Origin of the sequence: Aeribacillus sp. FSL M8-0235 (assembly GCF_038000355.1) — a bacterium.
Lineage (GTDB): Bacteria > Bacillota > Bacilli > Bacillales > Aeribacillaceae > Aeribacillus > Aeribacillus composti.
In genome coordinates this window covers 2,532,275-2,558,457 of the sequence record NZ_JBBOBW010000001.1, presented here as the reverse complement: position 1 = coordinate 2,558,457, position 26,183 = coordinate 2,532,275, and the positions used below count along the sequence as shown (strand labels likewise).

At 37.4% G+C, this 26,183-nt stretch carries 29 protein-coding genes, 1 tRNA gene and 1 pseudogene; 27 read left to right on the top strand and 4 right to left on the bottom strand.

Going from position 1 to position 26,183, the window contains the following annotated elements:
* The first annotated feature begins 8 nt into the window (after nt 1–8).
* The 9 genes from NSQ71_RS12415 (at nt 9) to phoU (ending at nt 7,667) form a co-directional block, all read left to right on the top strand.
* Nucleotides 9–491, top strand: coding sequence for a DUF456 domain-containing protein (locus NSQ71_RS12415; protein ID WP_063388073.1), 483 nt, complete (start codon nt 9–11; stop codon nt 489–491).
* A 56-nt stretch (nt 492–547) separates the two neighbouring features.
* Nucleotides 548–621: transfer RNA gene (locus tag NSQ71_RS12410), tRNA-Ile, on the top strand.
* A gap of 138 nt (nt 622–759) precedes the next feature.
* Complete coding sequence (sodA, locus tag NSQ71_RS12405; RefSeq protein ID WP_063388074.1) at nt 760–1,368, top strand: superoxide dismutase SodA; 609 nt, start codon at nt 760–762, stop codon at nt 1,366–1,368.
* A gap of 405 nt (nt 1,369–1,773) precedes the next feature.
* Nucleotides 1,774–3,054, top strand: coding sequence for an MFS transporter (locus NSQ71_RS12400; RefSeq protein ID WP_311066322.1), 1,281 nt, complete (start codon nt 1,774–1,776; stop codon nt 3,052–3,054).
* Between the two features lie 161 nt (nt 3,055–3,215).
* On the top strand, nt 3,216–4,202 hold the full coding sequence (locus tag NSQ71_RS12395; protein WP_063388076.1) for a PstS family phosphate ABC transporter substrate-binding protein: 987 nt from the start codon (nt 3,216–3,218) through the stop codon (nt 4,200–4,202).
* Between the two features lie 73 nt (nt 4,203–4,275).
* Nucleotides 4,276–5,217 (top strand): phosphate ABC transporter permease subunit PstC, encoded by a 942-nt coding sequence (gene pstC, locus NSQ71_RS12390; RefSeq protein ID WP_063388077.1) that lies wholly within the window; start codon nt 4,276–4,278, stop codon nt 5,215–5,217.
* A 1-nt stretch (nt 5,218) separates the two neighbouring features.
* Nucleotides 5,219–6,097, top strand: a complete 879-nt coding sequence (pstA, locus tag NSQ71_RS12385) for a phosphate ABC transporter permease PstA (protein WP_063388078.1) — start codon at nt 5,219–5,221, stop codon at nt 6,095–6,097.
* Nucleotides 6,098–6,181: 84 nt separating this feature from the next.
* Complete coding sequence (gene pstB / locus NSQ71_RS12380; RefSeq protein ID WP_269467022.1) at nt 6,182–6,973, top strand: phosphate ABC transporter ATP-binding protein PstB; 792 nt, start codon at nt 6,182–6,184, stop codon at nt 6,971–6,973.
* A gap of 40 nt (nt 6,974–7,013) precedes the next feature.
* Nucleotides 7,014–7,667 (top strand): phosphate signaling complex protein PhoU, encoded by a 654-nt coding sequence (phoU, locus tag NSQ71_RS12375; RefSeq protein WP_063388079.1) that lies wholly within the window; start codon nt 7,014–7,016, stop codon nt 7,665–7,667.
* Nucleotides 7,668–8,200: 533 nt separating this feature from the next.
* Here the strand turns inward: phoU and NSQ71_RS12370 are convergent.
* Together NSQ71_RS12370 and NSQ71_RS12365 are read right to left on the bottom strand one after the other, a co-directional pair.
* Nucleotides 8,201–8,746 carry an endolytic transglycosylase MltG gene (locus NSQ71_RS12370; protein ID WP_066247568.1) on the bottom strand — a complete coding sequence of 182 codons (546 nt, stop codon included), beginning with the start codon at nt 8,744–8,746 and terminating at the stop codon, nt 8,201–8,203.
* Complete coding sequence (locus tag NSQ71_RS12365; RefSeq protein ID WP_063388081.1) at nt 8,743–9,108, bottom strand: DUF6115 domain-containing protein; 366 nt, start codon at nt 9,106–9,108, stop codon at nt 8,743–8,745. The genes NSQ71_RS12370 and NSQ71_RS12365 overlap by 4 nt, the downstream gene beginning before the upstream one ends.
* A gap of 219 nt (nt 9,109–9,327) precedes the next feature.
* On the opposite strand from NSQ71_RS12365, the gene rpmG reads away from it, so the two are divergent.
* The 10 genes and pseudogenes from rpmG to NSQ71_RS12315 all read left to right on the top strand — a co-directional run bounded on the left by rpmG (nt 9,328) and on the right by NSQ71_RS12315 (nt 20,315).
* Nucleotides 9,328–9,477: a 50S ribosomal protein L33 gene (rpmG, locus tag NSQ71_RS12360; protein WP_063388082.1), complete on the top strand. Its 150-nt coding sequence runs from the start codon at nt 9,328–9,330 to the stop codon at nt 9,475–9,477.
* Between the two features lie 67 nt (nt 9,478–9,544).
* Nucleotides 9,545–10,114, top strand: a complete 570-nt coding sequence (locus NSQ71_RS12355; RefSeq protein ID WP_240326721.1) for a 5-formyltetrahydrofolate cyclo-ligase — start codon at nt 9,545–9,547, stop codon at nt 10,112–10,114.
* A complete protein-coding gene (locus NSQ71_RS12350) occupies nt 10,111–10,902 on the top strand; it encodes a DUF92 domain-containing protein (protein WP_130156347.1) in 792 nt (263 codons plus the stop codon). The genes NSQ71_RS12355 and NSQ71_RS12350 overlap by 4 nt, the downstream gene beginning before the upstream one ends.
* Nucleotides 10,903–11,212: 310 nt before the next feature.
* Nucleotides 11,213–12,742, top strand: a complete 1,530-nt coding sequence (locus NSQ71_RS12345; RefSeq protein WP_130156349.1) for a rhomboid family protein — start codon at nt 11,213–11,215, stop codon at nt 12,740–12,742.
* Nucleotides 12,743–12,828: 86 nt separating this feature from the next.
* Nucleotides 12,829–13,059 (top strand): YqgQ family protein, encoded by a 231-nt coding sequence (locus tag NSQ71_RS12340; RefSeq protein WP_066247571.1) that lies wholly within the window; start codon nt 12,829–12,831, stop codon nt 13,057–13,059.
* On the top strand, nt 13,049–14,017 hold the full coding sequence (locus NSQ71_RS12335; protein WP_340733992.1) for an ROK family glucokinase: 969 nt from the start codon (nt 13,049–13,051) through the stop codon (nt 14,015–14,017). The genes NSQ71_RS12340 and NSQ71_RS12335 overlap by 11 nt, the downstream gene beginning before the upstream one ends.
* A gap of 494 nt (nt 14,018–14,511) precedes the next feature.
* A complete protein-coding gene (locus tag NSQ71_RS12330; RefSeq protein ID WP_144596790.1) occupies nt 14,512–16,422 on the top strand; it encodes an LTA synthase family protein in 1,911 nt (636 codons plus the stop codon).
* 110 nt (nt 16,423–16,532) lie between these two features.
* Nucleotides 16,533–17,654 (top strand): M14 family metallopeptidase, encoded by a 1,122-nt coding sequence (locus NSQ71_RS12325; RefSeq protein WP_094246210.1) that lies wholly within the window; start codon nt 16,533–16,535, stop codon nt 17,652–17,654.
* Between the two features lie 69 nt (nt 17,655–17,723).
* Nucleotides 17,724–18,842 carry a YqgU-like beta propeller domain-containing protein gene (locus NSQ71_RS12320; protein ID WP_144596792.1) on the top strand — a complete coding sequence of 373 codons (1,119 nt, stop codon included), beginning with the start codon at nt 17,724–17,726 and terminating at the stop codon, nt 18,840–18,842.
* A gap of 345 nt (nt 18,843–19,187) precedes the next feature.
* A pseudogene (locus tag NSQ71_RS12315) lies at nt 19,188–20,315 on the top strand (IS110 family transposase).
* A gap of 185 nt (nt 20,316–20,500) precedes the next feature.
* Here the strand turns inward: NSQ71_RS12315 and NSQ71_RS12310 are convergent.
* On the bottom strand, nt 20,501–20,674 hold the full coding sequence (locus NSQ71_RS12310) for a DUF2759 domain-containing protein (RefSeq protein ID WP_065095533.1): 174 nt from the start codon (nt 20,672–20,674) through the stop codon (nt 20,501–20,503).
* Between the two features lie 245 nt (nt 20,675–20,919).
* Here NSQ71_RS12310 and NSQ71_RS12305 point away from each other — a divergent pair, with 245 nt between their 5' ends.
* Nucleotides 20,920–21,564 (top strand): MBL fold metallo-hydrolase, encoded by a 645-nt coding sequence (locus NSQ71_RS12305; protein ID WP_063388091.1) that lies wholly within the window; start codon nt 20,920–20,922, stop codon nt 21,562–21,564.
* Nucleotides 21,565–21,618: 54 nt separating this feature from the next.
* Here NSQ71_RS12305 and NSQ71_RS12300 read toward each other — a convergent pair whose 3' ends face one another.
* Nucleotides 21,619–21,864, bottom strand: coding sequence for a DUF2626 domain-containing protein (locus NSQ71_RS12300; RefSeq protein WP_063388092.1), 246 nt, complete (start codon nt 21,862–21,864; stop codon nt 21,619–21,621).
* 316 nt (nt 21,865–22,180) lie between these two features.
* Between NSQ71_RS12300 and comGA the strand changes: the two genes are divergently transcribed.
* From comGA to comGG, 7 genes are read left to right on the top strand one after another with little or no spacing between them, the layout of a single operon-like run.
* Nucleotides 22,181–23,248 (top strand): competence type IV pilus ATPase ComGA, encoded by a 1,068-nt coding sequence (comGA, locus tag NSQ71_RS12295; RefSeq protein ID WP_066247583.1) that lies wholly within the window; start codon nt 22,181–22,183, stop codon nt 23,246–23,248.
* Nucleotides 23,241–24,272 (top strand): competence type IV pilus assembly protein ComGB, encoded by a 1,032-nt coding sequence (gene comGB / locus NSQ71_RS12290; RefSeq protein WP_340733991.1) that lies wholly within the window; start codon nt 23,241–23,243, stop codon nt 24,270–24,272. Before comGA ends, comGB begins: the two co-directional genes overlap by 8 nt.
* A gap of 4 nt (nt 24,273–24,276) precedes the next feature.
* Entirely contained in the window at nt 24,277–24,588 is a 312-nt protein-coding gene (gene comGC, locus NSQ71_RS12285; protein ID WP_063388095.1) for a competence type IV pilus major pilin ComGC, read from the top strand.
* Complete coding sequence (gene comGD, locus NSQ71_RS12280) at nt 24,557–25,018, top strand: competence type IV pilus minor pilin ComGD (RefSeq protein ID WP_063388096.1); 462 nt, start codon at nt 24,557–24,559, stop codon at nt 25,016–25,018. Before comGC ends, comGD begins: the two co-directional genes overlap by 32 nt.
* Nucleotides 25,002–25,328: a hypothetical protein gene (locus tag NSQ71_RS12275; protein ID WP_063388097.1), complete on the top strand. Its 327-nt coding sequence runs from the start codon at nt 25,002–25,004 to the stop codon at nt 25,326–25,328. The genes comGD and NSQ71_RS12275 overlap by 17 nt, the downstream gene beginning before the upstream one ends.
* Nucleotides 25,258–25,749 carry a competence type IV pilus minor pilin ComGF gene (gene comGF, locus NSQ71_RS12270; protein ID WP_327856456.1) on the top strand — a complete coding sequence of 164 codons (492 nt, stop codon included), beginning with the start codon at nt 25,258–25,260 and terminating at the stop codon, nt 25,747–25,749. Before NSQ71_RS12275 ends, comGF begins: the two co-directional genes overlap by 71 nt.
* The gene (comGG, locus tag NSQ71_RS12265) at nt 25,746–26,117 is read left to right on the top strand and encodes a competence type IV pilus minor pilin ComGG (protein WP_327874156.1); all 372 of its coding nucleotides are present in this window, start codon (nt 25,746–25,748) and stop codon (nt 26,115–26,117) included. The genes comGF and comGG overlap by 4 nt, the downstream gene beginning before the upstream one ends.
* The last annotated feature ends 66 nt before the right edge of the window (nt 26,118–26,183 follow it).

The following is a 26,183-nucleotide window of genomic DNA, read 5'->3' as shown; positions in this document are numbered from 1 at the left end:
ATAAGCAAATGGATGTAATCATTTGGATTTTGATCATTGCTCTTTTTATCTTATCTTTTGTCGGGCTGCTTTTCCCCATTTTACCGTCAGCGTTATTGATTGTAGCAGCCTTTTTTATCTATGGAATTTGTTTTAGCTTCAGCCAGTTAACCATTTCATTTTGGGTTGTTGAAAGTATGTTCATCATTCTTTTATTCCTATCGGATTATTTGGCAAATATGGTAGGAGTTAAACGGTTTGGTGGAAGTAAAGCAGCCGGATGGGGAAGTACGATTGGTTTAATTGCCGGGCCATTTATCATCCCGTTTGTTGGCATTATTTTAGGACCTTTTTTAGGGGCTGTTGCGGCAGAGCTTCTCGTACACCGCAAAACATTTAGCGAGGCTGTAAAGGTTGGAGTCGGTTCTTTATTGGGGTTGTTGGCGAGCACAGTAGCAAAAGGGCTGATTCAGCTGTTGATGATCATTCATTTTCTTTATACAATATTCTAAATTAGCCATTGACTTCAACAGCTATTTAGTGATAATTTACTTATGTGTTTGAAAAAGGACCCTTAGCTCAGCTGGTTAGAGCAGACGGCTCATAACCGTCCGGTCGCAGGTTCGAATCCTGCAGGGTCCATAAAATTAGTCGAATAATGTAACCGCTTTTTTAATTGCACATTAATTGCATCATTTTAATAAGTTTGGTAATCTGAATATGAAAGCTTCAAGGCAGAAAGCATTTAGTACATATTAATCATTAAGGAGGAGATTCATTATGGCTTATGAATTACCTAAATTGCCATACGACTATGATGCATTGGAACCTCATATTGACAAAGAAACAATGACGATTCACCACACAAAACATCATAACACATATGTGACGAACTTGAACGCTGCTTTGGAAGGTCAGACTGAACTTTTATCTAAAAGTGTAGAAGACTTAATCTCTAATTTAGACGCTGTTCCTGAATCTGTTCGTACAGCTGTTCGAAATAATGGAGGAGGACATGCAAATCACAGCTTGTTCTGGACCATCCTCTCACCGAATGGAGGCGGCGAGCCAACTGGAGAATTAGCAGAAGCAATTAACAAAAAATTTGGAAGTTTTGAAGCTTTTAAAGAAGAATTTGCTAAAGCTGCTGCTGGTCGTTTTGGCTCCGGCTGGGCATGGTTGGTTGTAAACAACGGCGAGCTTGAAATTACAAGCACTCCAAACCAAGACAATCCTCTTATGGAAGGGAAAACTCCAATTTTAGGCCTTGATGTTTGGGAGCATGCTTATTACTTAAAATACCAAAACCGTCGTCCTGAATATATTGCAGCGTTTTGGAATGTTGTGAATTGGGACGAAGTGGCAAAACGCTACAGCGCTGCAAAATAAACTGTTATAAGAGGCTGAGATATTCGAATCTCAGCCTTTTTTTATTTGGCGCGCCCAGCTAAGCTGATATCTGCTAGTTAGTGCAAGTCCAACTCGAGTAAATGCCAGGACGCTCGGTAGCTGACAGGCAACTGGTGGAGAAACTAGACCTTGAAATCAACAAAGAAAAATCCAAACTGGTCAGCCTATGGGACGACACAAACGGATTTGACTTTCTGGACAGCCCCTTGAAATCAGTTTTCTACTCTACTATTTTTTTGGAAATGACTGACATAATTTGCGTTTCAGCGGTTTCTGTGCATTTTTTTGAGGTTGATCACTGAAAGGTAACGAAAACACCTTTCTTTATACATAACTCCCCTTTAGCTAGGAAAAATAGTAGTAGCAAGTAAAGGGGAGTTTTATATGATAAACGTCAAAAAATGGATTGGATCAAGAAAAACAGACCATGATTTAATGCTGCTGTTGATGATCGGCGGTTTTTATTCATTAAGCATTGCACTTTCGAATACGTTCGTAAATGTTTATTTATGGAAACAGTCAGGGGAATTGATTGATTTAGGATTATACAATTTATTTATTGTCATTTTTCAGCCGCTTGCTTTCATTATTGCTGGGAAAGTATCCAAAAAAATTGATCGAGTCGTTGTACTTCGCCTAGGAGTGTCCTTTTTAGCCGCATTTTTTCTAACCGTTTTAGTTTTAAAAGATCAAGCTGTCAACTACATGTATTTGTTAGGTGCAATCATTGGCATCGGCTACGGTTTTTATTGGCTAGCCTTTAATGTGTTGACATTTGAAATTACTGAACCGGAAACACGGGACTTTTTTAATGGCTTTCTTGGGATATTAACTTCCCTTTCAGGGATGGTTGGACCGATGTTAGCCGGTCTGATTATTTCAAGACTTACAAATACTATTGGGTATAAAGTGATTTTTGCAGTTTCGTTAATGTTATTTACTGTTGCTGTCATGTTGAGCTTCTTTTTTACGTCTAGAAAAGCTCACGGAGATTACATTTTATTGAAAATCATTCAAGAAAGAAAAAGAAACAAAAATTGGAGATTAATTACAAACGCTCATGTGTTTCAAGGATTGCGTGAAGGAACATTTACATTTTTCATTAATGTGTTTGTATACATCGTGACCAAAAGTGAGATGGCTTTAGGTACATTTAGTTTTCTAAATTCTTTCGTAGCCTTTTTCACTTATATTGTGGCTTCTCGGTGGATCACGAAAAAAATGAGGAAAAAAGCTATTCTAGCCGGCGGGCTTATGCTATACTTTTCCTTGTTTCTCATTTTATTTCAAATTTCCTATGAAAGATTGTTAATATATGCTATTGCAATCGGAATTGCCTATCCAATTTTGCTTGTTCCGTACTCTTCGATCACGTATGATGTGATTGGAAAAGGGTGGAATATTGCGCAAGCAAGGATCGAATATATTGTTGTTCGAGAAATTTTTTTAAATGCAGGAAGAATCCTATCGATCCTCTTTTTTATTTTTACAGTTGCTTTGACAAATGAAACAAAAACCATTCCTTTTTTATTGCTCTTAATAGGTTCAGGCCATGCGTTCATATATCTGTTTGTTAAACAAATTAGGCTGAAAGAAAGCAACCGCCCGTTAAAACAAGAAAAGCGCATACACAGGCCAAATCTAGCGGATGGAGAGAAGGGATAAAATAAATGCGGAATGCCGTTTACGCAGCATCAGCTGTTCTTTATACACACAAAAAACAAGCTTTACAAAAGCTTTACATTCTATTAAAACTTGTTTAATACTTGAAAGTTAATCTTATATACGTAAGATGAGATCACGAAATAATAGGGGGAAGTAACCGAATGAAAAATTTTAAATTTTTGGCGTCATCCATTATGATCAGTTCTGTATTAGCTTTTGCAGCAGCCTGTGGTAATTCGGATGATGCAAACACAAATGGTTCAAACTCCGGACAGCAATCATCTTCAGAAAGCGGATCAAGCGAGCAAAAATTAGAAGGTGAAATCGCTATTGATGGATCATCAACTGTTGGTCCGATAATGGAAGCTGTTTCTGAAGAATTTGCTGCAGAACATCCTGATGTAAAAGCTCCAATTGGAATTTCAGGAACAGGCGGGGGCTTTGAAAAATTTACAGCTGGTGAAACTGATATTTCTAACGCATCTCGCCCAATTAAAGACGAAGAGAAAAAAGTTGCTGAAGAAAATGGTATTGAATATACAGAATTCAAAATTGCTTTTGACGGTTTATCCGTTGTTGTAAACAAAGAAAATGACTGGGTCGATAAACTTACGATCGAAGATTTAGCAAAAATTTGGAAAGGCGAGCCGAAAAAATGGTCTGACATCAACCCTGAGTGGCCGGATGAAAAAATTAAATACTTCTCGCCTGGTACAGATTCCGGTACGTATGATTATTTTGATGAAGTTGTTTTAGGCGGTGAGCCGATTGTAAAAGATGCGACATTGTCCGAAGACGATAACGTACTTGTAAAAGGAGTCGCTAACGATAAAAATGCAATAGGTTATTTCGGCTATGCATACTATTTAGAAAATAAAGACCAGTTGAAAGTTGTACCGATTGTAAACTCTAAAGGGGAAGCAGTCGAGCCGACAAATGAAACGATTGAAAAAGGAACTTATGAACCGCTTTCCCGTCCGTTATTCTTTTATGTGAACAACAAATCATTAAAAGAAAAGCCGCAAGTGTATGAATACGTGAAGTTTGCCTTGGAAAACGCTGGGCAATTGGCAGAGGAAGTTGGCTATGTAAAACTTCCGCAAGAGCAATATGATGAACAGTTAAAAACGCTTGAAGGTTTAAAATAAAAATAAATAGACTGGTTGGATGAGAAGCATCCTTGCTTCTCATCTTCCTATGGGCATGAAAGGGGTTTTCATGATGGCTTTATCTGCAGGAAAATCGGTTCGGGAAATGATCAAAGAGAAAAAAACAAAAAAATCCACGCGCGATTTTATGGAAAAAATGGTCCCAGCCGTTTTATTTGTTGCAGCAGCTATTTCCATCTTAACAACTATCGGAATCATTGCTACTCTTGCTACAGAAACAATCATGTTTTTTTCACGAGTTTCTTTTTTTGAATTTATCACTGAAAAAGAATGGTATCCGTTTTTAAAAGATGATGCCTCATATGGAATCATGGCTCTTGTTTCTGGCACGCTTTTAGTAACGGTTATTGCCATGATTGTTGCGCTTCCAGTCGGTCTTGCATCTGCTATTTTTTTGAGTGAGTATGCGTCAGATCGGACAAGAAGGATTATCAAACCGATTTTAGAGGTTTTGGCAGGAATTCCAACTATTGTATATGGTTTTTTTGCTCTGACGTTTGTTACTCCTCTCTTGCAAAAATTGATCCCTGATATTGGCTTTTTCAATGCATTAAGCCCGGGCATTGTTGTTGGAATTATGATTATTCCGATGATTGCTTCCCTTTCAGAAGATGCGATGAGCTCTGTTCCGAATTCCATTCGAGAAGGCGCACTTGCTTTAGGTGCGACAAAATTTGAGGTGGCTTTAAAAGTAGTACTTCCTGCTGCCACATCGGGAGTCGTTGCCTCGTTCGTACTAGGAATTTCCCGTGCGATTGGCGAAACAATGATTGTCACATTGGCTGGAGGAGCCACTCCAAAATTAACGTTTGATCCAACTGAATCTATTCAAACGATGACGGCTTATATCGTTCAAGTCAGCACGGGCGATGCGGGATACGGAACAACAATCTATTACAGCATTTATGCTGTCGGGGCCACGCTTTTTGTCTTTACAATGCTGATGAATTTATTAGCTCAATTTATCTCGCGCCGATTCAGGGAGGAATATTAACATGAAGTACATTGATCAAACGGTTGTTCGAAAAATGATGGGCAAAAGGGCTATGAAAAATCGTTTTTTTCAAACACTGTTTTTTGTATCTACCATCTTCGCTTTAGTAGTCCTTGCTATTTTGTTATACCGGATATTCACTCAAGGAATTAGTTATGTAACACCGGAGTTTTTCCAAAATTTTGCCTCTAGAAGAGCTTCTGCATCAGGAATAAAAGCAGCCCTGGTCGGCTCAATTTGGGTTATGGGAGTGGTCATTCCAATTTCCCTCCTGCTTGGTGTAGGAACAGCTATCTATTTAGAGGAATATGCGAAAAAAAATAAACTTACAAATTTTATTCAGGCGAATATTTCGAATTTGGCGGGTGTCCCATCTATTGTTTTTGGTTTGTTGGGGCTTACAGTATTTGTTCGGGGAATGGATTTAGGCAGAAGCATTTTGGCAGGCGGTTTAACGATGAGTTTATTAATATTGCCAGTTATTGTCGTGGCGGCACAAGAAGCGATCCGTTCGGTTCCGAAAGAGTTACGTGAAGCTTCTTATGGAATGGGAGCAACGAAATGGCAAACAATTTATCGAATTGTTCTTCCAGCTGCAATTCCTGGAATTCTTACCGGAAGCATTTTAGCTTTTTCACGAGCTATTGGAGAAACAGCCCCTCTTCTTGTGGCGGGTGCATTTGTATTTGTTAACTATTTACCAGAGAATTTATTAAGCTCCTATACGGTTATGCCGATTCAAATTTACAATTGGGCTTCGCGACCTCAAGCAGAATTTCAAAATGTAGCAGCTGCCGGAATCATTGTGTTGTTTATTTTCTTAATTGTAATGAATTCGGTTGCGGTGTTGATTCGAAACAAATTTCAAAAGCGTTATTAAATGGGTTTTCCTAAAAGGATGAAGGAGGTTTTTATTTTGGCAATTACTGAATTGAAAAAAACTGAACTGAAAAAAGAACAAGAAATTGTTTATGAACAAAATAGCGAAGACAAGAATGAAAAGAAAATCGTCTATAAAACGAACGGCTTAAATTTATGGTACGGTGATGATCAGGCTCTAAAAAACATTGATTTAGACATTTATGAAAATGAAGTAACTGCAATCATCGGTCCTTCTGGGTGCGGAAAGTCGACTTATATCAAAACATTGAATCGAATGGTCGAGCTGATTCCATCCGTTCGAATCAATGGTGAAATATTATATCGCGGAAAAAATATATTTGATAAATCTTATCGTGTTGAAGAACTGCGCACTCAAGTCGGCATGGTTTTCCAAAAGCCGAACCCGTTTCCGAAATCTATTTATGACAATATTGCGTATGGACCGAGAATACACGGCATCCGTGATAAAAAAATATTGGATGAAATCGTCGAAAAAAGTTTAAGAGGCGCGGCTATATGGGATGAAGTAAAAGATCGGTTGAAGGAAAACGCGTATGGCCTGTCAGGAGGACAACAGCAGCGTTTATGTATTGCGCGTTGTTTAGCAATTGAACCTGATGTGATTTTGATGGACGAACCAACGTCAGCGCTTGATCCGATTTCTACGTTGAAAATTGAGGAATTGGTTCAAGAATTAAAGAAAGATTACAGCATTATTATTGTAACGCATAACATGCAGCAAGCTGCACGTATATCTGATAAAACTGCCTTTTTCTTAAACGGAGAAGTTATCGAATTTGGCGAAACCGACCAAATTTTTTCTAATCCGTCAGATAAGCGGACGGAAGATTATATTACAGGACGCTTCGGATAATAATTGTTTTGAATAACACGGTTCATGTTGGAGGAAAAAAATGAGAGAAAAATTCGAACTTGACTTGAACACGTTACACACCAAGTTAATTGAAATCGGCAGTTTGACGGAAGTTGCATTAGGCAAATCAATCCGCGCATTAGAAAAGCAGGATATCGATTTGGCTATTGAAGTATTAGAGCAAGATGTGAATGTCGATCAGCTCGAAGAGGAAATTAATGACTTTGCAATTCTTTTAATTGCAAAGCAGCAGCCCGTTGCGATTGATCTAAGAAGAATCATTGTTTCCATTAAAATAGCTGCTGATATCGAACGAATGGCAGATAACGCAGTCAACATCGCAAAATCAGCAATTCGAATTGGAAATGAACCGCTTATAAAACCGCTTGAACAAATCACAAAAATGCACAAGCTGGCATCAGAAATGCTGTCTTTATCGCTGAAAGCTTACCATGAGGAAGATGTTGCATTAGCAAGAAAAATAGCCGAAATAGACGATGAAGTAGATGATTTATATGGTGAAGCAATTAAGGAGCTTTTGCAAATTATTCCTGAGAACTTAGAGTATATGAATCAAATTACCCAGCTCTCTCTTGTAGCAAGATTTATTGAACGTACTGCTGACCATGCGACGAATATCGCGGAAAATGTTTTATATTTAGTTAAAGGCCGCCATTATGCTTTAAATGATTAAAGGTTTGCCGTTTTCAGGCAAACCTTTTTTATATAAATAAAATCGCTATGTTATTCGTAAATGGTTCCGCGATACTAAAAAGCCCCTCCTAGTGCTAAAAAAAATTTTGGTTCGCCGCCCAAATTTATCTAGATAGGAAGGGAACTTTTTATGTCTTTCGATTTACATAGTTTATCGCATATAAAATGGGATTGTAAGTATTATATCGTGTCTATGTCTGAAATATAAGAGACAAGAGTTATGGAAAAATTTCGGGCAGAGCATAGGGCAATTTTGTGAAAGAAAAGGCATGGAATTTTGGTGGGCTTATTGATTAAAAAAAGACAATTTAAAAGCCGAGAAAAGCACAAAATTGAGGCTGGGACAATGATCTTGGAATGACAATAATCAACACGGTCGGGAATGGGAGAAAAATGATAAGGGCAATTTTTTTGTGGTTCTGAACTTCACCATTTTGAGTTTTGAAAAACTTCCTTTTTTTACAAACGGCTGGTTTCAAACCTTATTTATAAAAAAACGGATCGCAGCCCCTTTTATCTTGTAAGGGCTTCTGCGATCTCGTAGTAGCTCATCCCTTTTTTTACTTCAAAAGTTCCAATTTGTACACGCTTATGATAATCGTGTTTAATTAAGTATTGATTAAATTTGGAGGCGGAATCAATAATGCCCGATTGTTCAAGTATTTTTGATACGTCGCTTGTCGTCATGCCTTCTTTAATATTTACTTTTACAGGTTTTACCTCAGTTTGTTGGTTATTGTTCTTTTGTTCTTGGTTTTGATTTTGTGCATTTTGGTTTTGTGCATTTTGATTTTGCTGCTTCTGCTGCTGTTCATTTTGTTGAGGTGTTTTATTCAGATTTTTTACTTTTGTATCTTTGTAAGAAAGAAATTCTTCATATTCTTTATTGGATACAGCAATTTTATTATTTTGAGCTAAATACTCGTTAACTGATTTGTCCGTCAACTCTTTTTCAGCCACAACCTTTTGATCATAGTTCCCTAAATAAAAAGTGAGGGTCAAAATTGAGGTGGAAACGATCATCCCTGCTGAGAATGCTTGTAAAATTCGTTTATTCATGATAGTTCCCTCTTATTTTGTTCGATTATTAGCTTTACTTCATCGGTTGTGGCATTTTCCGATTTTGCAATTTCAGCAATTGACATGCCTTGCTGATATTTTGATAGAATTTTGTTTTTCGTGTAATAATCAAAGTGTATAACGGACTGTGTGTCTTGCGAAACAGGCTTTGTGTTTGTTCCTTGCAGCAATTCTTCTTCCAATACCCTCATTTTCTTTTTCATTTTGTATATTTCTTGCATCGCAGAAACGGATAAATGCTCAACTTCTTGTTCCAACTCTTTTATATCGTCACGCTGAGTATAAGCAATTCCTAATAAAGCAATGCTGACAAGGAAAAGAATAATAATCACAATTTCCATGCATCTCACCTTCCATTAGTTGTCCCTTTATTGTTATATCATATATTTTAATAGAACAAAACGGCTTTTAACGAAATTTCATGTTAACTTAAAAAAAATGTAATTTGAAACGACTTGAAACTTTGTGTTCAAAAATAAACATAATGTAGATTTTACAATGCAAAAATGATATTATATAAAAGTCTGAATTTGAACATGAAATAGTTTGGAGGGAAAGATATGCGCGTAAATATTACTCTTGCTTGCACAGAATGCGGCGATAGAAATTATATCTCTACAAAAAATAAACGTACAAACACAGAACGCATCGAATTGAAAAAATATTGTCCAAGATGCAAAAGTCATGCTTTGCATCGTGAAACGAAGTAAAAGCAGTGGGAAGATATTTCCTGCTGTTTTTTTATTATAAAAAAGGTAAATGGGAGGAATTTTTAAGTTGGAAAAAAAATTTGAAATCAGAAATGAAGTGAAACGGATGTTAAAAAACATGGGGCATGAATTGCATGCGGAATGGTCAAACAAAATTGCTGAAACTCTTTTTGAAACAGACTATTGGCAGGAGGCGAATACCATTGGCCTTACAGTATCCAAAGGCTTCGAGGTCGATACAAAAAGTTTATTTTTTCGCTGCTGGCAGGAAAAGAAAAAAACAGCTGTGCCTAAATGCGACCCAAATATAAAAGAAATGGAGTTCAGGGAAATAAAATCGTTTGATCAATTAGAGAATGTTTATTTAGATTTACAGGAGCCGATCTTTGAGCAAACAACACTCATAACGCCAAAAGAAATCGACTTGCTCATCGTCCCTGGCATCTGCTTCGACCGGCGCGGGCACAGGATCGGATATGGCGGGGGTTATTTTGATCGTTATTTACATAAATACGCAAATGTAACTATTGCGCTTGCTTTTTCCTTTCAAATAGTTGAGGAAGTGCCGATTGAATCCCATGATATTCCGGTTGATATCATCATTACTGAAAAAGAATTGGTGGAGTGCAGGAAATGATCATTCCTTTATTGTTCATTATTTTTATTGCGACTATCGCTTATATTTCCTATAAGTCAAAAGCTTTGTCGATTTCTGGAGCAATAAGCTCCGTATTTGTCGGCGCTAGCATCTATTTTAGTTTTGGTTTTCCAGGGCTGGTCCCCCTTGGATTATTTTTTGCGTCATCAAGCATGATCAGTAAATGGAAGAAGGAACGAAAAGCGCAAATGGCATCAATTCTTGAAAAAGGGGAAAGACGCGACTATGTTCAAGTGCTGGCAAATGGCGGGATTCCAGTATTGATCAGCATTTTCAATATAGTGGATCATGATGACCGCAATTTTTGGTTCATTCTTTTAACCATTTCATTCGCTTGCGCCAACGCGGACACATGGGCTTCCGAAATTGGCAGCTTAAGCCGAATAAAACCGATTCTTTTATTTCCTCCAAAATTTGTCGAAAAAGGAACATCAGGTGCTGTTACCGTTCTCGGAACTTTTGCTTCCATCCTCGGTTCTTCGTTTGTTGCGCTGGGGAGTTCTTTTTTTATAAAAAATGATGCTCAAATTTTACCTTTCATTATATTATTTGGATTTATTGGAGCTTTGATTGACACGCTGTTCGGATGCTTTTTTCAACGAAAAAATAAATGTCTCGTCTGCCATGCTGAAACGGAAAAAAGAATACATTGCGGGGAATATACGGTAAAGACGAAAGGTTTTGTCTGGATGAATAATGACGCAGTCAATTTTTTATCAATTTTCATTGCAACAGTAATTGCGTATTTTATTTTGGATAAAAATTGAGCAAAAAGTTTATTTTAATTAATGGAGGGATTAAATTATGAAGCGATTAAAAAGAATTCTTCTAGTATTCGGCATTTTCTTCATATATTCAAATCGATACAAAATTATGAACGTATGCCTAAAAAGCAAATGGATGCGTGAGAAATTTATTCAACTGACAATGCAGATACCGCTAATTGGCAGGAAATTTCTCCAAGGTGCTTTTAAATAGGTGGAAATGGAAAGCTGAATCGTTTTTGATTCAGCTTTTTTCTTCAAACTGCCCTTCCACATTGGTATAATAAAGGAAAAACATGCGGAGAGATTTTAAATGGGGACTCAGCTAGATTTTATTTTTTGGAAAATTTTGCGAAGTCTTGTGGTGGAGCATAATTACAGGCTAATCAATATATCCGGCGATCATTCGGAGGTTTGGCTTGAGCCGTTTCGCAACAAATATTTTCAGCTTGTACGATTTGTCAGAAAAGATATTGACTGGGGAAATTGGATCTCTCAAGACATTGAACATACGGCGCATATTTTTGAAACGATCCGAAAACAATCTATGAGAAGGGACTTAAATATTCTTAACATTTATGTGACCACATTTCCTCCTGTTGATGATTGGGAATTTCGGATTAAAGAACCTTTTGCGCATGGGAAAACAGTCGTCAAAACAATGCTGCTGGATCAAGAGCATATAATGGAAAAAACAGGTGATTTGGAAGATGCTCTTTCGGCTTCGTTGAAAAAACTTGATTATGCAGCAGAAGAATCAAATTTTGAATCAGTTGAACGAATAAAAGAAGAAATATTTTCTTATATAAAAAGGCAGGAAAGGCTGGAACGCTCCTTTTTTGAAAATGGCAGGCCTTTCTTTACATATGTTTTTTTAACAGCACAAATTGTGATGTTTTTTCTTCTTGAATGGTACGGGGGAAGCACAAATTCTGATACTCTTATAAAATTTGGAGCGAAATACAATCCTGCCATTTACGATGGCGAATGGTGGAGATTTTTTTCACCAATTTTATTGCATATCGGTTTTTTGCATTTGATTATGAACTCTTTAGCCCTTTATTATATTGGAATGACTGTTGAAAAAATGTATGGTTCGATTCGATTTTTGCTTATATACTTGTTTGCCGGATTTACTGGTTCGCTTGCAAGCTTTGCTTTCAGCCCCTTTTTGTCCGCAGGTGCATCAGGTGCGATATTCGGCTTGTTCGGTGCGCTCTTGTTTTTAGGAGTGTTAAACCCTAAATTGTTTTTCCGTACAATAGGACCCAACATCTTGATTGTAGTTTTAATTAACTTAATGCTTGGCTGGACGATTCCGAATGTGGACAACGCTGGTCATATAGGCGGTTTAATTGGCGGATTTCTGGCAGCTTTTGTTCTTCAGATTCCAAGGATGTCCAAATTTTTCACGAGAGCAGTGGGGCTTATTTTATCGATCATCTTCGTTTTCGGTCTTGGGTATTATGGATATGAAATAGCCCCTAAGCGCAATTCGGAAATGGCTTTAGCAAGGGCGCAGGCACTAATTGAGAACAAGGAGTTCCAAAAGGCTTCCGAAGTGCTTTCGGAAGCGAAGGAGCTTGATGATGCAAAAGTTGAAATCATCTATTTACTTGCTTATACGGAATATCGTTTGAACAATGTGGCAAGCTCAATTGAATATTTAAACAATGTATTGGAAAAAGATCCGACATTTCATCAAGCTTATTATGTACTTAGCCTAATATATGCGGAACAGAATGATGTTGTGAAAGCACAAGAAGCGATTGATAAGGCATTGAAGCTTGATCCGGGAAAAGCGGAATATCAGCAGCTAAAACAACAGCTTGACAATCTATAGCTCGATGACTTGTTCGGAAGTTTTCAAAAAAAGAACTTTAGCAATATGTGCAGCTTATCCGCATTTTTATTTAGAAGGTGATGTTTTTGAAAACGATTTACGACATACAACAGCTTTTAAAACGTTTCGGTACTATCATATACATCGGAGATCGTGTGGCTGATCTTGAATTAATGGAGGAGGAGGTCAAGCAGCTGTTTGAGTCGCAGCTGATTGACGCAAAAGAATTTGAAATGGCCATGCTATTGTTAAGACGAGAAATAATGATAGAAAAAGATAAGAGAAAAAGAGTAAAGGATGAAAAATATGATCGATAATTGGCTAGTTGGTGTGGACTTAGGGGGAACTACGATAAAAATTGCATTTATCAATATAAATGGAGATATTATTGAAAAATGGGAAATCCCTACCGATAAATCAGGAAAAAATATTGTTAGTGATATTTCTCAATCTATATACGAAAAGTTGAAAGAACTTGGTGAATCGAAGCAAAAGCTGATTGGAATCGGCATGGGGGCGCCTGGCCCTGTCGATTTAACAGAGGGAATCATTTCTAGAACTGTCAATATTGGATGGGAAAATAATTATCCGCTTAAGAAAAATCTTGAAAAAGAAACTGGTTTGCAAGTAATCGTTGATAATGATGCCAACCTTGCAGCTCTTGGTGAAATGTGGAAAGGAGCGGGGAATGGAGAAAGGGATTTAATATGCGTCACACTCGGAACGGGAGTCGGCGGAGGAATCATTGCAAATGGAGAAATAATCCATGGGAAAAATAGCGCAGGCGGAGAAATCGGCCATATAACTTCCGTTTTGCATGGAGGTTTTCCGTGCAACTGCGGAAAAACGGGCTGCCTGGAAACGGTCGCCTCTGCAACTGGAATAGTTCGAATGGCTATAGCCAAAATGGAAGAGTTTAATGGGAGATCAACGCTGAATCGAGAATTGGAAAGAAAAGGATCGATCACTGCAAAAGATGTGTTTGATGCTGCGAAAAACGGCGATGAGATGGCATTGCAGGTTGTCGACGACATGACGATGCATCTTGGTCTTGCTCTTGCCAACTTGGCTACTGCTTTAAATCCTTCCAAAATTATCATTGGCGGTGGAGTATCAAAGGCTGGGGAATTTTTAATAAAAAGAGTTAAAAATGTTTTTCAACAGTTCGTTTTTCATGAAGCTTCCGCAGCAGATATTGCTCTTGCAACGCTTGGCAATGATGCAGGTGTAATTGGCGGCGCATGGCTGGTTAAAACGTACATACTTAAAAATTGAGGAAGACTAAAAAGGAATTGTCCGATAAGTCCCTAAAATGAAGTAAGTGGAGAAAAACAATGTGTTTCTCTCCACTTGCTTTTATATTTGTTCGATTTTCATCTGAAAGTAGCTGGCGGATGCCGGCTCCTTTCAGTATGTGTGCGCTAAAGCCACAATCCCAAACTCGACATGTACCTTGTCGAGGTCCAGCAAAGAAAATCTGATAGCGCTTTTAAAAAAGGCGCTATTTTTTTGGCAGCCAAATTTGGATTATAACAAATTCTGTTTATATGAAACTTTTTTAATTTTTGTCCGTCTAAACATAATAGGTACTGAGATAAAATAATATATAAAAAGCTAGCATCTTATTGTAAATATATTGTAAAAAAACATTGATTTTTTTTGGAAGAAGTATTAAGATAATCTTTAGTTATTCACTAAGATGCCTAAAAAATGGAAAAAAACACTTAAGTGTAGAAATGCGCAGGTCCACCGTTTGAGGAGGTAAAAAAATGCGTAAAAGCACATTTTCAAAAATTTCTTTTTTGTTATTAGCGACATTTTTTATGTGGATTAAAACGTACATTGTCTACAAAACTAGCTTTGATATAAAAATAGAAAATTTCAAGCAAGAGATTATTTTATTCATCAATCCGCTGAGCTTTTTGCTGTTTGTTTTTGGTATTGGATTATTTATGAAAGACAAAAACCGGAATCGCTGGGTGATCGGTGCCAGCATTGTGATGACCTTTCTCTTATTAGCTAATGTTGTTTTTTATCGGTTTTATAACGACTTTTTGACTATTCCCGTGCTCTTCCAAGCTAGCAATATGGGAGATTTGGGAAGCAGCATAACCGAGCTGATTCAACCTGTCGATATATTAATGTTTGTTGATATAGCCATTTTAATTTGGCTTTCACGGAGACCTGTTTTCCGCAAACAGGAAAAATTAATGCGCAAAGAAAAAACAGCATATTATTTAATGGTTGCAGCTGTGTTTTTCTTTAATCTTGGATTGGCTGAAACAGAGCGTCCGCAGCTTTTAACAAGAACGTTTGACAGGGAGATGCTCGTCAAAAATATTGGTGTATACAATTTTCATATTTACGATTCTTTGCTGCAGTCCAAAACGTCTGCACAACGTGCGTTAGCTGACAGCAATAACTTGGTCGAAATTCAAAATTATTTAAATGCGAACAAAAAAGAACCTAGTAAAGAAATGAATGGAATTGCAAAAGGTAGAAATGTCATTATCGTCTCTATGGAGTCGTTCCAAAACTTTGTTATCAATCAGAAATTGAACGGACAAGAAATTACCCCGTTTTTAAATGATTTTATTAAACAAAGCTACTATTTTGATAATTTTTACCATCAAACAGGACAAGGCAAAACGTCAGATTCAGAATTTTTATTGGAAAATTCTTTGTATCCGTTGGGAAGAGGCTCAGTCTTCTTTACAAATGCGAACAATGAGTACAATGCAACTCCGGAAATTTTAAAGGATTACGGTTATTACACAGCTGTATTTCATGCAAATAACCGCACATTCTGGAATCGCGATGTGATGTATAATTCTCTTGGATACGACCGTTTCTTTGATGTCAGAGATTATAATGTGACGGAAGAAAATTCGGTAGGATGGGGATTGAAGGATATTGACTTCTTTAAGCAGTCGGTACAATTATTGAAAAATGTTCCTCAGCCTTTTTATACGAAATATATTACATTAACGAACCATTTTCCGTTTGAGTTGGGTGAAGAAGATAAATTGATTGATGAATTTGATTCCGAAGATGGAGTCGTGAATCGCTATTTTACGACGGTTCGTTATACAGATGAAGCCTTGAAAGTGTTCATCGAAGATCTAAAAAAAGCTGGACTATATGAAAATTCAATTATTATATTGTACGGCGACCATTACGGTATTTCCGAAAACCATAACAAAGCGATGGCACAATTTTTAGGGAAAGAGGAAATTACGCCGCTTGATACGATTCAGCTGCAAAAAGTTCCGTTAATTATCCATATTCCAGGGGTTACCGATAAAAATCCGAAAGTGTTCCATCAAGTCGCCGGGCAAATTGACTTGAAGCCAACTATTTTAAACCTGCTAGGCATTGATACGAAAAACGATATCGAATTTGGTACAGATATTTTTTCAAAAGACCGTATTCCGTTTGTTGTGTTAAGGGACGGCAGCTTTATTACGGATCAATATGTGTATACAAGAGGAATATGCTATGACAAATCAACAGGCGAAGCTGTTGAGGATAAAAATGCATGTGAACCATATATGGAAAAAGCGAAAAATGAGCTTGATTATTCGGATGAAATTATTTATGGTGACCTGCTGCGGTTTTTTGACAAAGAGGATGAACCATCTCCGAATTCAACCGAGCAGCAAGCTGCAAAAAAACAGTAAAAGGCTCTGGCCATTAGGTCAGAGCTTTTTTTATACGTTTTATTAATGAAACATGATGTCGTTCATATAATATGTTATGTACTGAATAAAAAGGGGAGAGGGGTTTTTTTATGGAAATCTGTATGAATGAAACAGCGGATTTGGAGTACTTGGAAAAAAAATATCAACTTTCGAAACGATTGTTGTTGGATTCAAATCCCTTCTTCGAAAACGAAAAAATCTTTAAAGGGGAAAAAATCGTCATCCCCGGATGGGGTTTCGTACAAAATAATCCGTTTCATCCTTCACCAAGCTTGACTAAAAATACATACAATGCTGTCCCAATTTCATGGCCTGTAATTGATCCAAAACGGCCCTATCATTTTTTTGCTTTGACAAGCGATATTAAGGTGTTAAAAAAAAATTACCCATTTATTAAAGAGAGGATTATCGGCCGCAGTGTTCTAGGGAATCCTTTAGTTGAACTTCTTATCGGTTCCGGAACGAAAAAAGTTCATATGAACGGTTCGTTTCATGCAAATGAGTGGATTACGACAGCCATTATGATGAAATGGCTCAATGAGTATGTTCGGAAGCTTATTTTAAACGAATCGATTAATGGAATTTCTGTAAGACAGCTTTATGAGCAGATTACTTTATCGTTTGTCCCGATGGTGAATCCGGATGGAGTGAATCTTGTTTTAGCAGCTGAATCGTTCGATCCTCAAGTGAAAGAACAGGCCGTCAAGTTAAATAATAACTGTGAAGATTTTTCCGATTGGAAAGCAAATATTCGCGGCGTTGATCTGAACAATCAATTTCCTGCCTTTTGGGAAATTGAAAAAGAAAGAAAAAGCCCTAAATCCCCGGCTCCTCGTGATTATCCAGGTGATTATCCTCTCTCAGAGCCGGAAGCAATTGCTATGAGTGAACTAGTCAAGCAGTCTCAATTTGAACTCATCGTAGCCTTCCACACACAAGGAGAAGAAATATATTGGGGGTATTTAAACTATGAACCAGAGAAGTCGGAAGAAATCGTAAAAGAGTATGAGTTGTTAAGCGGATATAAAGGAATCCGAATGATTGATAGTCATGCCGGTTTTCGCGATTGGTTTATTAAAGAATACAGAAAGCCGGGATTTACCGTTGAATTAGGCAGAGGAAGGAACCCTTTGCCGCTTGACCAATTTGATGAAATTTATCGGAAAGCAAAGGGAATATTTTGGGCGTCGCTTTATTTGCTGTGCAAATAAATTTTTTGAAACATTTTTTTGAAAAATTCGTAAATTATAAGTGAAAATTGGATGAGAAGGATGAGGGTGATGAGGGCAGCCTTTTTTTTCGTCATGTGCTTTCCGATTCTCCTTTTGTCGTCTTGTGAATTTCATCAGCTTACGAATGAAAAGAAACAAGTGACAAAAGAGAAAAAAATGGAAAATGAGTTTGAAAACTTTAAAGCAGAACAGAATCTTTTAGAGAACATTCAACCGATTGAAGCAGAGGAAAATACCTTTCAAAATATTACTGGATGGTTTCATGAAACGGCTGTGCTTTACATTAAAAATCTTGAAGACCGTTCGGAAGTTATTTGTCACGATCTTCAAAGCGGAAAAGATGAACTATTTTTTCAGACAAAGCATCCGATTATTCAAACAGTGCCCAATGATCGCCGAACAATTTTTCTCATTCATTCAAGCCCTGAAACCAATCAAGCCATCCTGACATTTGTAAACACCGAAGGAGAGGAATTATTTCATTGGGAAATCAATGCGTTTGAACTTCAATACACATGGAATCCCTATAATGAAAAAGAGCTGATGGTTACAGCATTTGCTGAAGATTGGTCATATAAGACTTATTTGCTTGATTTGAAAGAGAAAAAAGTTGTGGATAGTCCCTATCAAATACCTTTTTTTCAATGGACAGATGAAGATCGCATTACATATGTAAAATGGAATAACGATGAGCCTGAGTTAAGCGCTCCGCTTTATGAAGCGAACTTAATGAAACATCACGAAAAAAAAATCGCTGATCATGTCATCGGAAATGGAAATTTTTCATCGATTGTCATGTATTTGCAGGAAAATCAACAGGAAAAAGGATTCGGTCAATATGTTTTTATAAATTCTTCATCAAAAAAAGTGTTGTCTACATTTCGTGTCCCTTTGGCTTCCGATTACTCTCAATGGATTTTTCCCTACTATGACTTCAATGCTCAAAATCAGCAGTTTTATACATTTGTGCCCGTTGCCAAATCCCAGGACGGTTCCTTTGAACTGCAGAGATTTAACCTTATCACTAAGAAAAAAGAAACCATCTTCAAAAACGTGACAAACGATCCTATCCTCATTTCGCCATCCGGTCATTATGCTTTGTATGGGCCGAGATTGGAAAAAATCATGGATTTAAGTAAGGAAAAGATTCAGGAGATTGTAAAATAAACAGGAGTGAAAGCATCTTTTTTGGCAATATGAAGCGGAGGTTAAAAGACGGGTGTGTGACAACTGAATGTTTATTTATTCATAAAAACATCCATGAGTAATTTTACTCCCCACCCATGCATGAAAATCCATCATTCCTTCCCATAATGGATATGAACGCAAACAGTTTTGAAAGACGTTCTCTTTAATGGTGGTTCGACCCTGTAATAAAAACTGTTTGAGTCCATTTGGTGTTCCACCCATTGTCAGCCCTTTTCGTGTGAAAAGGTGACTACGAACAGAAAAATGCCTAACGTGCAAATGGACTCCCTGTTTGCGAATTTATCGATGGAAGGAGTAAGAATCATGGATGTTCTTTATCATCGTTGTGCAGGATTAGATGTCCATGCCGAAACAATTGTCGTTTGTGCTCTTCTTGGAGAGGAAGAACACGTTCAAAAGGAAGTTGAAACATTTCCTACTTTCACGAAAGACTTGTTTCGTCTTCTGAAATGGTTAGAAGATCGTGGTGTCACTCATATTGCGATGGAGAGTACGGGCGTTTACTGGAAACCTGTGTTCAATATTTTGGAAGATTACTTTGACATTACACTTGCCAACGCTCAGCGAATCAAAAATGTACCGGGGAGAAAAACCGATGTTTCCGATGCAGAATGGATCGCCAAATTGTTGCGTTACGGATTGATCGAGAAGAGTTTCGTACCTCCTGAGAACATTCGAGAATGACGGGATTTAACTCGCTTGCGCAAAAAATGGATCGGGCAGTTAACCGCGGAGAAAAACCGCATTCAAAAAGTGTTGGAATGTTCCAATATCAAGTTAAGTTCCGTGATTTCGGATGTATTTGGTGTATCTGGGCGAAAGCTACTGGAACGTTTAATGAAACAGGGATACATCGAAGAAACCGAAGTCGATGCTTGCATTCACAGGAGTATGAAGAGGAAAAAACAACAAATTCAGGATTCTCTCTTTGGTACATTGACCAACCATCAACTGTTCATGATTCGCCAATCGTGGAAGCACATCGAATCGTTGGAAAGTTTACTTCGAGACATCGAAGAACGAATCGACCAACTCTTACAAGTATACAAACAAGAGATGGAGCTTCTTGTGACCATACCGGGGATCAAGAAGGAAACCGCTGCCGTGATTATCGCTGAAATCGGAGTCGATATGGGACAATTTCCAACGTCTCAACACCTCGCTTCATGGGCGGGAGTCGCGCCGGGAAATCATGAAAGTGCTGGAAAACGAAAAAGTACCCGAACGACGAAGGGGAATCCGCATATCAAATCGGCGTTATGTGAGGCGGCTTGGGCTTTGTCTCGATGTAGGAATCAACGTTTGGCAGCGAAATATTGGTCATTGGCGGCACGCAGGGGAAAGAAAAAAGCACTCGTTGCGATCGCGCACCGAATGCTTACCATCATTTACTGCATCATTTCTCGAAAAGAACCGTTTCGAGAGCAGTAAATAAATTAGTATAACCAAAAAGGTTCAGAAATATACGAGATACCTAAAAATAAGGTAGCTCTGCTTTCCTATTTCCTTTTTTTGGTCGTTAATAGGGTATCCAATTTGATTGTGGGGTATACCGCTTCAGCCATGGTTAATTGATTTTCACAGAAAAAAAGAATGGCCCCGCCATTCTTTCTTTTTTAGTGTGGCACTGGTATACCGTGGTGAACAATCGTTTTATAGGTAAACCATCCAAAAACAGCGACTGTTCCAAGCGCAAACAAAATTCCCAATATGTTTTTTTGTTTTAAAGAACGGAAAATAGCATAGATACCAAGCAAAGTTACTAAAGTAAAGATAATGACAGTACCCATTGTATAGCCCCCAATCTTTTATACGTTGAAGTGCGGCAAATATCTTCCCCTTCATATTTTAATCTCTTTTACTAGATTTGTCGAGGTAGGAACGGTACGTTTGCATAAAATGACTATGTCAATTTTATGAACGGTATGTCCTGCACATTTTAGGTTTGGCCAAAAATTTTCTAACTATTCCTTTTGCGCCAAAAAAGAATGTTTTGTATGATGGAAATGAAAAGAAAATGACCTGAGGTGAGAGCATGAAATGGATGAGAATCCCGCTCGGATTGCTGCAAACAAATGCGTATATTTTAACAAATGACAAAAATGAGTGTATTTTATTTGATCCAGGCGATGAAGGAGAAAAGCTAATTGAAGTATTGCGCAAACATCAGTTGACTCCCCTTGCCATTTTGTTGACACATGCACATTTTGATCACATCGGAGCGATTGATGATGTTCGAAAAGTTTGGAATATTCCAGTATATGTCCACGAAAAAGAACAAAAATGGCTTGGCGATCCTTCTTTAAATGGATCTGGTCATTTTATGAATGGAAAAAATGTAACGGTAGAGGAAGCGGACGAAATCATTCGGGAAGAAGGAAGCTTGACAATTGGTTCTTTCCAGTTCTCTTTATTTGAAACACCGGGGCATTCTCCTGGAAGCATCTCCTACTATTTAGAAGAAGCAAATGCTGTTTTTTCAGGCGACGTATTATTTAAAGGAAGCATTGGCCGTACGGATTTGCTTGGAGGGAATCATGAAGAACTGCTGAAAAGCATTCATGAAAAACTGCTAGTGCTGCCGGAAGAAACCATTGTGTTGCCTGGCCACGGTTCAGAAACAACCATTATAGAAGAAATGGAAACAAATCCTTTTTTAAATGGATTTTCGCTTTCGTAAAAATTGAAGAAGGTCAAAAAACAGGCAATTCCATTGCGGAATTGCCTGTTTTTATTAATGGCCGCCTTGTCCAGGGACCATCATAAACGTCGTCCAATATGTAAACCCGACGAAGAAAATGGTCAAATATGCTCCGAAAATATAAATATACATACGTTCAGTTAATTTTAAATAAGATAGTAAAACAAAAAATCCAGTTTGACCAAAGAAAAGTAAAGACGTCGTCTTCATATCGCCTAAATAAAACATAATAGCAAAAATACCTGTCCAAAAACCGAGTACACGGAACATGCGATCCATTGTGTTTCCCTCCTTTTCCCTCAATCGGTCGCTTTTTATATTATAATGTACAGCTTGATACATTGTAAATATACCGTTTCCAATTGTTATTGTATCCACTTTGTTTTCAAACATGTTGTAAAAAAATGTTCAAAAATTATGAGTTTATAGCAAAAAATTGTTTTCTAAACAGTCTTTGCAAACAATTGTTATTTTTCGGTTATGTTCAATTAAATTTTGCAAAAGGAAAGGGAAAAGAAAAATCCATTATCTACGTTCGCATTTTTCTCTTCAATTCGTTAAGATGAATCCTAAGAAAAGAAAGGGGGGATATGGAATGATTGAAATTGAAAAGCTTAGCGAAAAACTGATTGAACTGGCGTGTTCATTTAGTGCCTCAGACATCCATATTGTTCCGAAAAAGAAAAAAGCAGTTATTCAATTTCGAATTGACGATGACATCAAAGAAATATTTCATCTGCCTAAAGCTATTTGTGAACGCTTAATTTCTCATTTTAAATTTATGGCCCAAATGGATATTGGCGAAAAAAGGCGTCCGCAAAACGGTGCTTACTCCTTCCATACGATTTACGGAGAGGTGCATCTTCGTTTATCGACATTGCCTACAGTATTCGATGAAAGTCTAGTCATCCGAATATTGCTAGAGCAATCGATTCAATCGCCTGAAAAACTTTCATTGTTCCCGTCAGAATCCAAAAAAATGCTTTCATTTTTAAAGCATTCTCACGGTCTCCTGATCCTTACCGGTCCGACCGGTTCGGGAAAAACGACCACTCTTTATTCGCTTCTCCATTATGCAAAAAAACATTTTAAAAGAAACATCATCACACTTGAAGATCCTGTGGAAACGAAAAGCGATGAAATGCTTCAAGTGCAGATCAATGAAAAAGCTGGAATTACGTATGCAAATGGGTTAAAAGCAATATTAAGACACGATCCCGATGTCATTATGGTCGGTGAAATTCGGGATCATGAGACAGCAAGGATTGCGGTCCGGGCTGGGCTTAGCGGACATTTAGTACTGACCACCATGCATACGCGGGATGCAAAGGGAGCTATTTATCGATTATTAGAATTTGGTGTAACCTTTTCCGAAATTGAGCAAACTTTGATCGCTGTTGCTGCGCAGCGTCTCGTTCATTTAATATGCCCGTTTTGCAAAGGGAATTGCCCGCCTTATTGCAAAAAATTAAAGGAAATTAGGAGAATTGGGGTCTATGAACTTCTTTACGGCAAAAATTTAACCGCCGCTATTCGGGAAGCAAAAGGAGAGGAGCAGAGTGAGTTAGATTATATGAAGTTAAAAGATGTAATTAAAAAAGGAATCGCTCTTGGGTATTTATATCCGGACATATATGATCGTTGGGTGTTTGAATATGAATAGGCATCGATGGAACAAAAAGATGCAGGCACAATTTTTGAAGAAAGTGAGTGAGCTGCTTTCAGAAGGGTATGCATTAAATGAAGCTATTCGCTTTATGAGTTTTCATGTAAAAGAAAAATACCGACAAGATATTGAGACTTGTATACAGATGTTGACGAAAGGAAATTCGCTATACACGGCTTTTGAGAAGCTTGGATTTCATCGAGATGTACTAAGCTATCTTTTCTTTGCTGAAAAGCATGGTGATATACATTTTGCTTTAAAAGAAAGCTCAGTAATGCTGGAAAAACAACTCCTCCATTTGGAAAAATTTATTCAAGTTCTCCGCTATCCGCTCTTCTTAATTGCTCTTCTTTTAATTATTTTATTTGTCATCCAAGCAGTTGTTACCCCGCAATTTTCGTATATGTATGAAGCAGTTGATTTGAACGCCTCCTTCTTTCTGACATTTGTCATGTTTACCATTCAAGGCATCAAAACGTTTTTTTTCATTTTGTTTAGTTTCTTATTGCTCCTTTTTTTCTACTATTGGGTCTCTTTCCGAAAAAAGCCTCCGCTTGAAAAACAGAAGCTGCTTATGAAAATTCCGATCGTTTCAAAAGGTTTGCGGTTATTTCACAGCTACTATTTTTCTTTGCAAATGAGCAATTTGTTGAAGGGAGGATTGTCCGTTTTTGAATGCTTTACTCTGTTTCAAGAACAACATTTTCTCCATTTTTATAGGGAAGAGGCCAATCTGTTTATCGAGAAATTAAAGAAAGGAGAACCGCTAGAGATAATATTTGCTGCAAGTCCATTTTTTGAACAGGAACTTTCCTCTGTTGTTCAACATGGACAAGCCGTCGGTCAATTGTCTAAAGAGTTGTATATGTACAGCCGGTTCGTATTGGAGCGGATGGAACAAAAAATAATGAGAATCATTAGTTATATTCAGCCGGTCGTTTTTCTGATGATCGGGGTCTTCGTATTGATCATTTATTTATCGATTTTGCTTCCAATGTACCAAATGATGGGTCAAGTATAGGAGGATGAAAATAGTGAAAAATGAACATGGATTTACATTGGTGGAAATGCTGGTTGTACTGTTAGTGATCTCGATTTTGCTTATTATAACGATTCCGAATGTTATGGCTCATAATAAAAATATTCAAAATAAAGGGTGCGAAGGTTTAATTGATATGGTGCAGGGGCAAGTCGTCGCATATGAAATGGAGTTTCATCAAACACCAACAATTAATGATTTAATCACTAAAGGGTACTTGCCGAATAATTCTGGAAAATGTCCAAATGGTGATGAGATTGAAATTGATGCAAATGGAAACGTCATTAAGAGCAACTAGGCAAAGTGGTTTTACTGTTCTGGAGATGCTTCTTGTTCTTTCGATCTTTTTATTGATCAGCTCTTTTATATGGATTGGAGCAACAAATATTTACAGAGAAAAAGTCATCGATCAATTTTTCGTTCAACTGGAAAAAGATTTGCTATATGTACAACAGCACGCATTCGTTAATAAAGAAAAAATTTATTTGTTTTGGTATCCTGACAAACATTACTACGAAGCTGAACGATCCGGCTTTAAAGGGGAACTGTTTGAAAGAGCATACGATCAAAACATAAAAGTCGAATCAGGAAACATAAAATTTCCAATCGAGTACTCTCCTTCCGGCTATTTTTATCAAGCTGGAACAATCTTCATTTCGTATGATAAAAAAACGTACAAAATCATTTTTAATTTAGGGAGAGGAAGGTTCCGTGTGGAAAAATTATAGCGGATATACGATCACAGAAATATTAATAGCATTTTCCATATGGTGTTTGCTTTCGCTGACGCTGGTCCCTGTGTCAACAGCCTTATTGAAACAGCAAAAAGAAGCAGCAGCATCTGTGCTGGCTTATCAACTGCTCAAAGAAGAACTTGAACGTTTTGTATTTGAAAAGAAAAAAACAAATGGCCAAGTTGAGCGGCAAGGGATGATGTTCGAACTGGTGTGGGGAAAGGAGGGGCAATTTGCTGAATTATGTGTTCTTTCGGATGAAAATGCAGAACAAAAGGTTTGCGGCTACATTTATGAACAATAAAGGATATACGGCAGCAAACATGCTGATAGCCTTTCTAGCGACAACCATTATCATCTCTTCCTTTGCACCCATGCTCTCATTTTTTCTCAAATTGAATGCGAGACAGCAAGATTTACATCCAAGCGAGTGGAATTTATTTCTAATTGAGCTTCATCGTGAAATCAAAACATCTCAACAAATAATGGTGAAGCAAAATGTTTTACAATATAAAAATCAAAAAGGAGAAGTAGTCACACTCAGCCAATATAATGATTTGCTGCGCTATCAGGTTGACGGAAAAGGACATGTTATTGTGCTGCGCGGTGTTCAAGCCTCTCATTTTATTCCAATAACACATGGTGTGAAAATTGAAATCACAAGCTTAGAAGGTAAGCGGTTTGAAGGAACCATTCGCGATGTGAAAGGAGTGATTCCTGATTGAAAAATGAAGATGGTCATATTTTTCCAATGACGATCGGCATATTTCTGCTTTGCATAATGATTCTTACCGCATATGCTTCCTCATATATTCAAGAGCAAAGATTTCGGCATGATGCGAAAGAGTTTTATTTGCAGGAAACGTTAATGCTTGCCGGTGTTCAATATTCGCTGAAAAAAGCTGACTATTCTGATACCCAGGAAATACTTGAACTCCCAAATGGAACCATTTCGTATAAACGAACGAAAAAAGAAAACGGAATCGTCAATATTTCCATTACATGCAAGACGATAAAAGGAACCGAGTATACGGCAAACTTTCATTATGATTTGAACAATCAACAGATTATGAGCTGGAATGAATATTCATAGCTTTCATCGTTCAGCGCCTTATCAAAGCTTCAACCAATCGTTTATTTGCCAGAATGTCTGTTTAAA

What these genes read in the sequence shown, in the direction of transcription:
- NSQ71_RS12415 (WP_063388073.1), top strand. Translation starts at nt 9, where the DNA reads ATGGATGTAATCATTTGGATTTTGATCATTGCTCTTTTTATCTTATCT.
- sodA (WP_063388074.1), top strand. Translation starts at nt 760, where the DNA reads ATGGCTTATGAATTACCTAAATTGCCATACGACTATGATGCATTGGAA.
- NSQ71_RS12400 (WP_311066322.1), top strand. Translation starts at nt 1,774, where the DNA reads ATGATAAACGTCAAAAAATGGATTGGATCAAGAAAAACAGACCATGAT.
- NSQ71_RS12395 (WP_063388076.1), top strand. Translation starts at nt 3,216, where the DNA reads ATGAAAAATTTTAAATTTTTGGCGTCATCCATTATGATCAGTTCTGTA.
- pstC (WP_063388077.1), top strand. Translation starts at nt 4,276, where the DNA reads ATGGCTTTATCTGCAGGAAAATCGGTTCGGGAAATGATCAAAGAGAAA.
- pstA (WP_063388078.1), top strand. Translation starts at nt 5,219, where the DNA reads ATGAAGTACATTGATCAAACGGTTGTTCGAAAAATGATGGGCAAAAGG.
- phoU (WP_063388079.1), top strand. Translation starts at nt 7,014, where the DNA reads ATGAGAGAAAAATTCGAACTTGACTTGAACACGTTACACACCAAGTTA.
- NSQ71_RS12370 (WP_066247568.1), bottom strand. Translation starts at nt 8,746, where the DNA reads ATGAATAAACGAATTTTACAAGCATTCTCAGCAGGGATGATCGTTTCC.
- NSQ71_RS12365 (WP_063388081.1), bottom strand. Translation starts at nt 9,108, where the DNA reads ATGGAAATTGTGATTATTATTCTTTTCCTTGTCAGCATTGCTTTATTA.
- rpmG (WP_063388082.1), top strand. Translation starts at nt 9,328, where the DNA reads ATGCGCGTAAATATTACTCTTGCTTGCACAGAATGCGGCGATAGAAAT.
- NSQ71_RS12350 (WP_130156347.1), top strand. Translation starts at nt 10,111, where the DNA reads ATGATCATTCCTTTATTGTTCATTATTTTTATTGCGACTATCGCTTAT.
- NSQ71_RS12345 (WP_130156349.1), top strand. Translation starts at nt 11,213, where the DNA reads ATGGGGACTCAGCTAGATTTTATTTTTTGGAAAATTTTGCGAAGTCTT.
- NSQ71_RS12335 (WP_340733992.1), top strand. Translation starts at nt 13,049, where the DNA reads ATGATCGATAATTGGCTAGTTGGTGTGGACTTAGGGGGAACTACGATA.
- NSQ71_RS12330 (WP_144596790.1), top strand. Translation starts at nt 14,512, where the DNA reads ATGCGTAAAAGCACATTTTCAAAAATTTCTTTTTTGTTATTAGCGACA.
- NSQ71_RS12325 (WP_094246210.1), top strand. Translation starts at nt 16,533, where the DNA reads ATGGAAATCTGTATGAATGAAACAGCGGATTTGGAGTACTTGGAAAAA.
- NSQ71_RS12320 (WP_144596792.1), top strand. Translation starts at nt 17,724, where the DNA reads ATGAGGGCAGCCTTTTTTTTCGTCATGTGCTTTCCGATTCTCCTTTTG.
- NSQ71_RS12310 (WP_065095533.1), bottom strand. Translation starts at nt 20,674, where the DNA reads ATGGGTACTGTCATTATCTTTACTTTAGTAACTTTGCTTGGTATCTAT.
- NSQ71_RS12305 (WP_063388091.1), top strand. Translation starts at nt 20,920, where the DNA reads ATGAAATGGATGAGAATCCCGCTCGGATTGCTGCAAACAAATGCGTAT.
- NSQ71_RS12300 (WP_063388092.1), bottom strand. Translation starts at nt 21,864, where the DNA reads ATGGATCGCATGTTCCGTGTACTCGGTTTTTGGACAGGTATTTTTGCT.
- comGA (WP_066247583.1), top strand. Translation starts at nt 22,181, where the DNA reads ATGATTGAAATTGAAAAGCTTAGCGAAAAACTGATTGAACTGGCGTGT.
- comGB (WP_340733991.1), top strand. Translation starts at nt 23,241, where the DNA reads ATGAATAGGCATCGATGGAACAAAAAGATGCAGGCACAATTTTTGAAG.
- comGC (WP_063388095.1), top strand. Translation starts at nt 24,277, where the DNA reads ATGAAAATAGTGAAAAATGAACATGGATTTACATTGGTGGAAATGCTG.
- comGD (WP_063388096.1), top strand. Translation starts at nt 24,557, where the DNA reads ATGCAAATGGAAACGTCATTAAGAGCAACTAGGCAAAGTGGTTTTACT.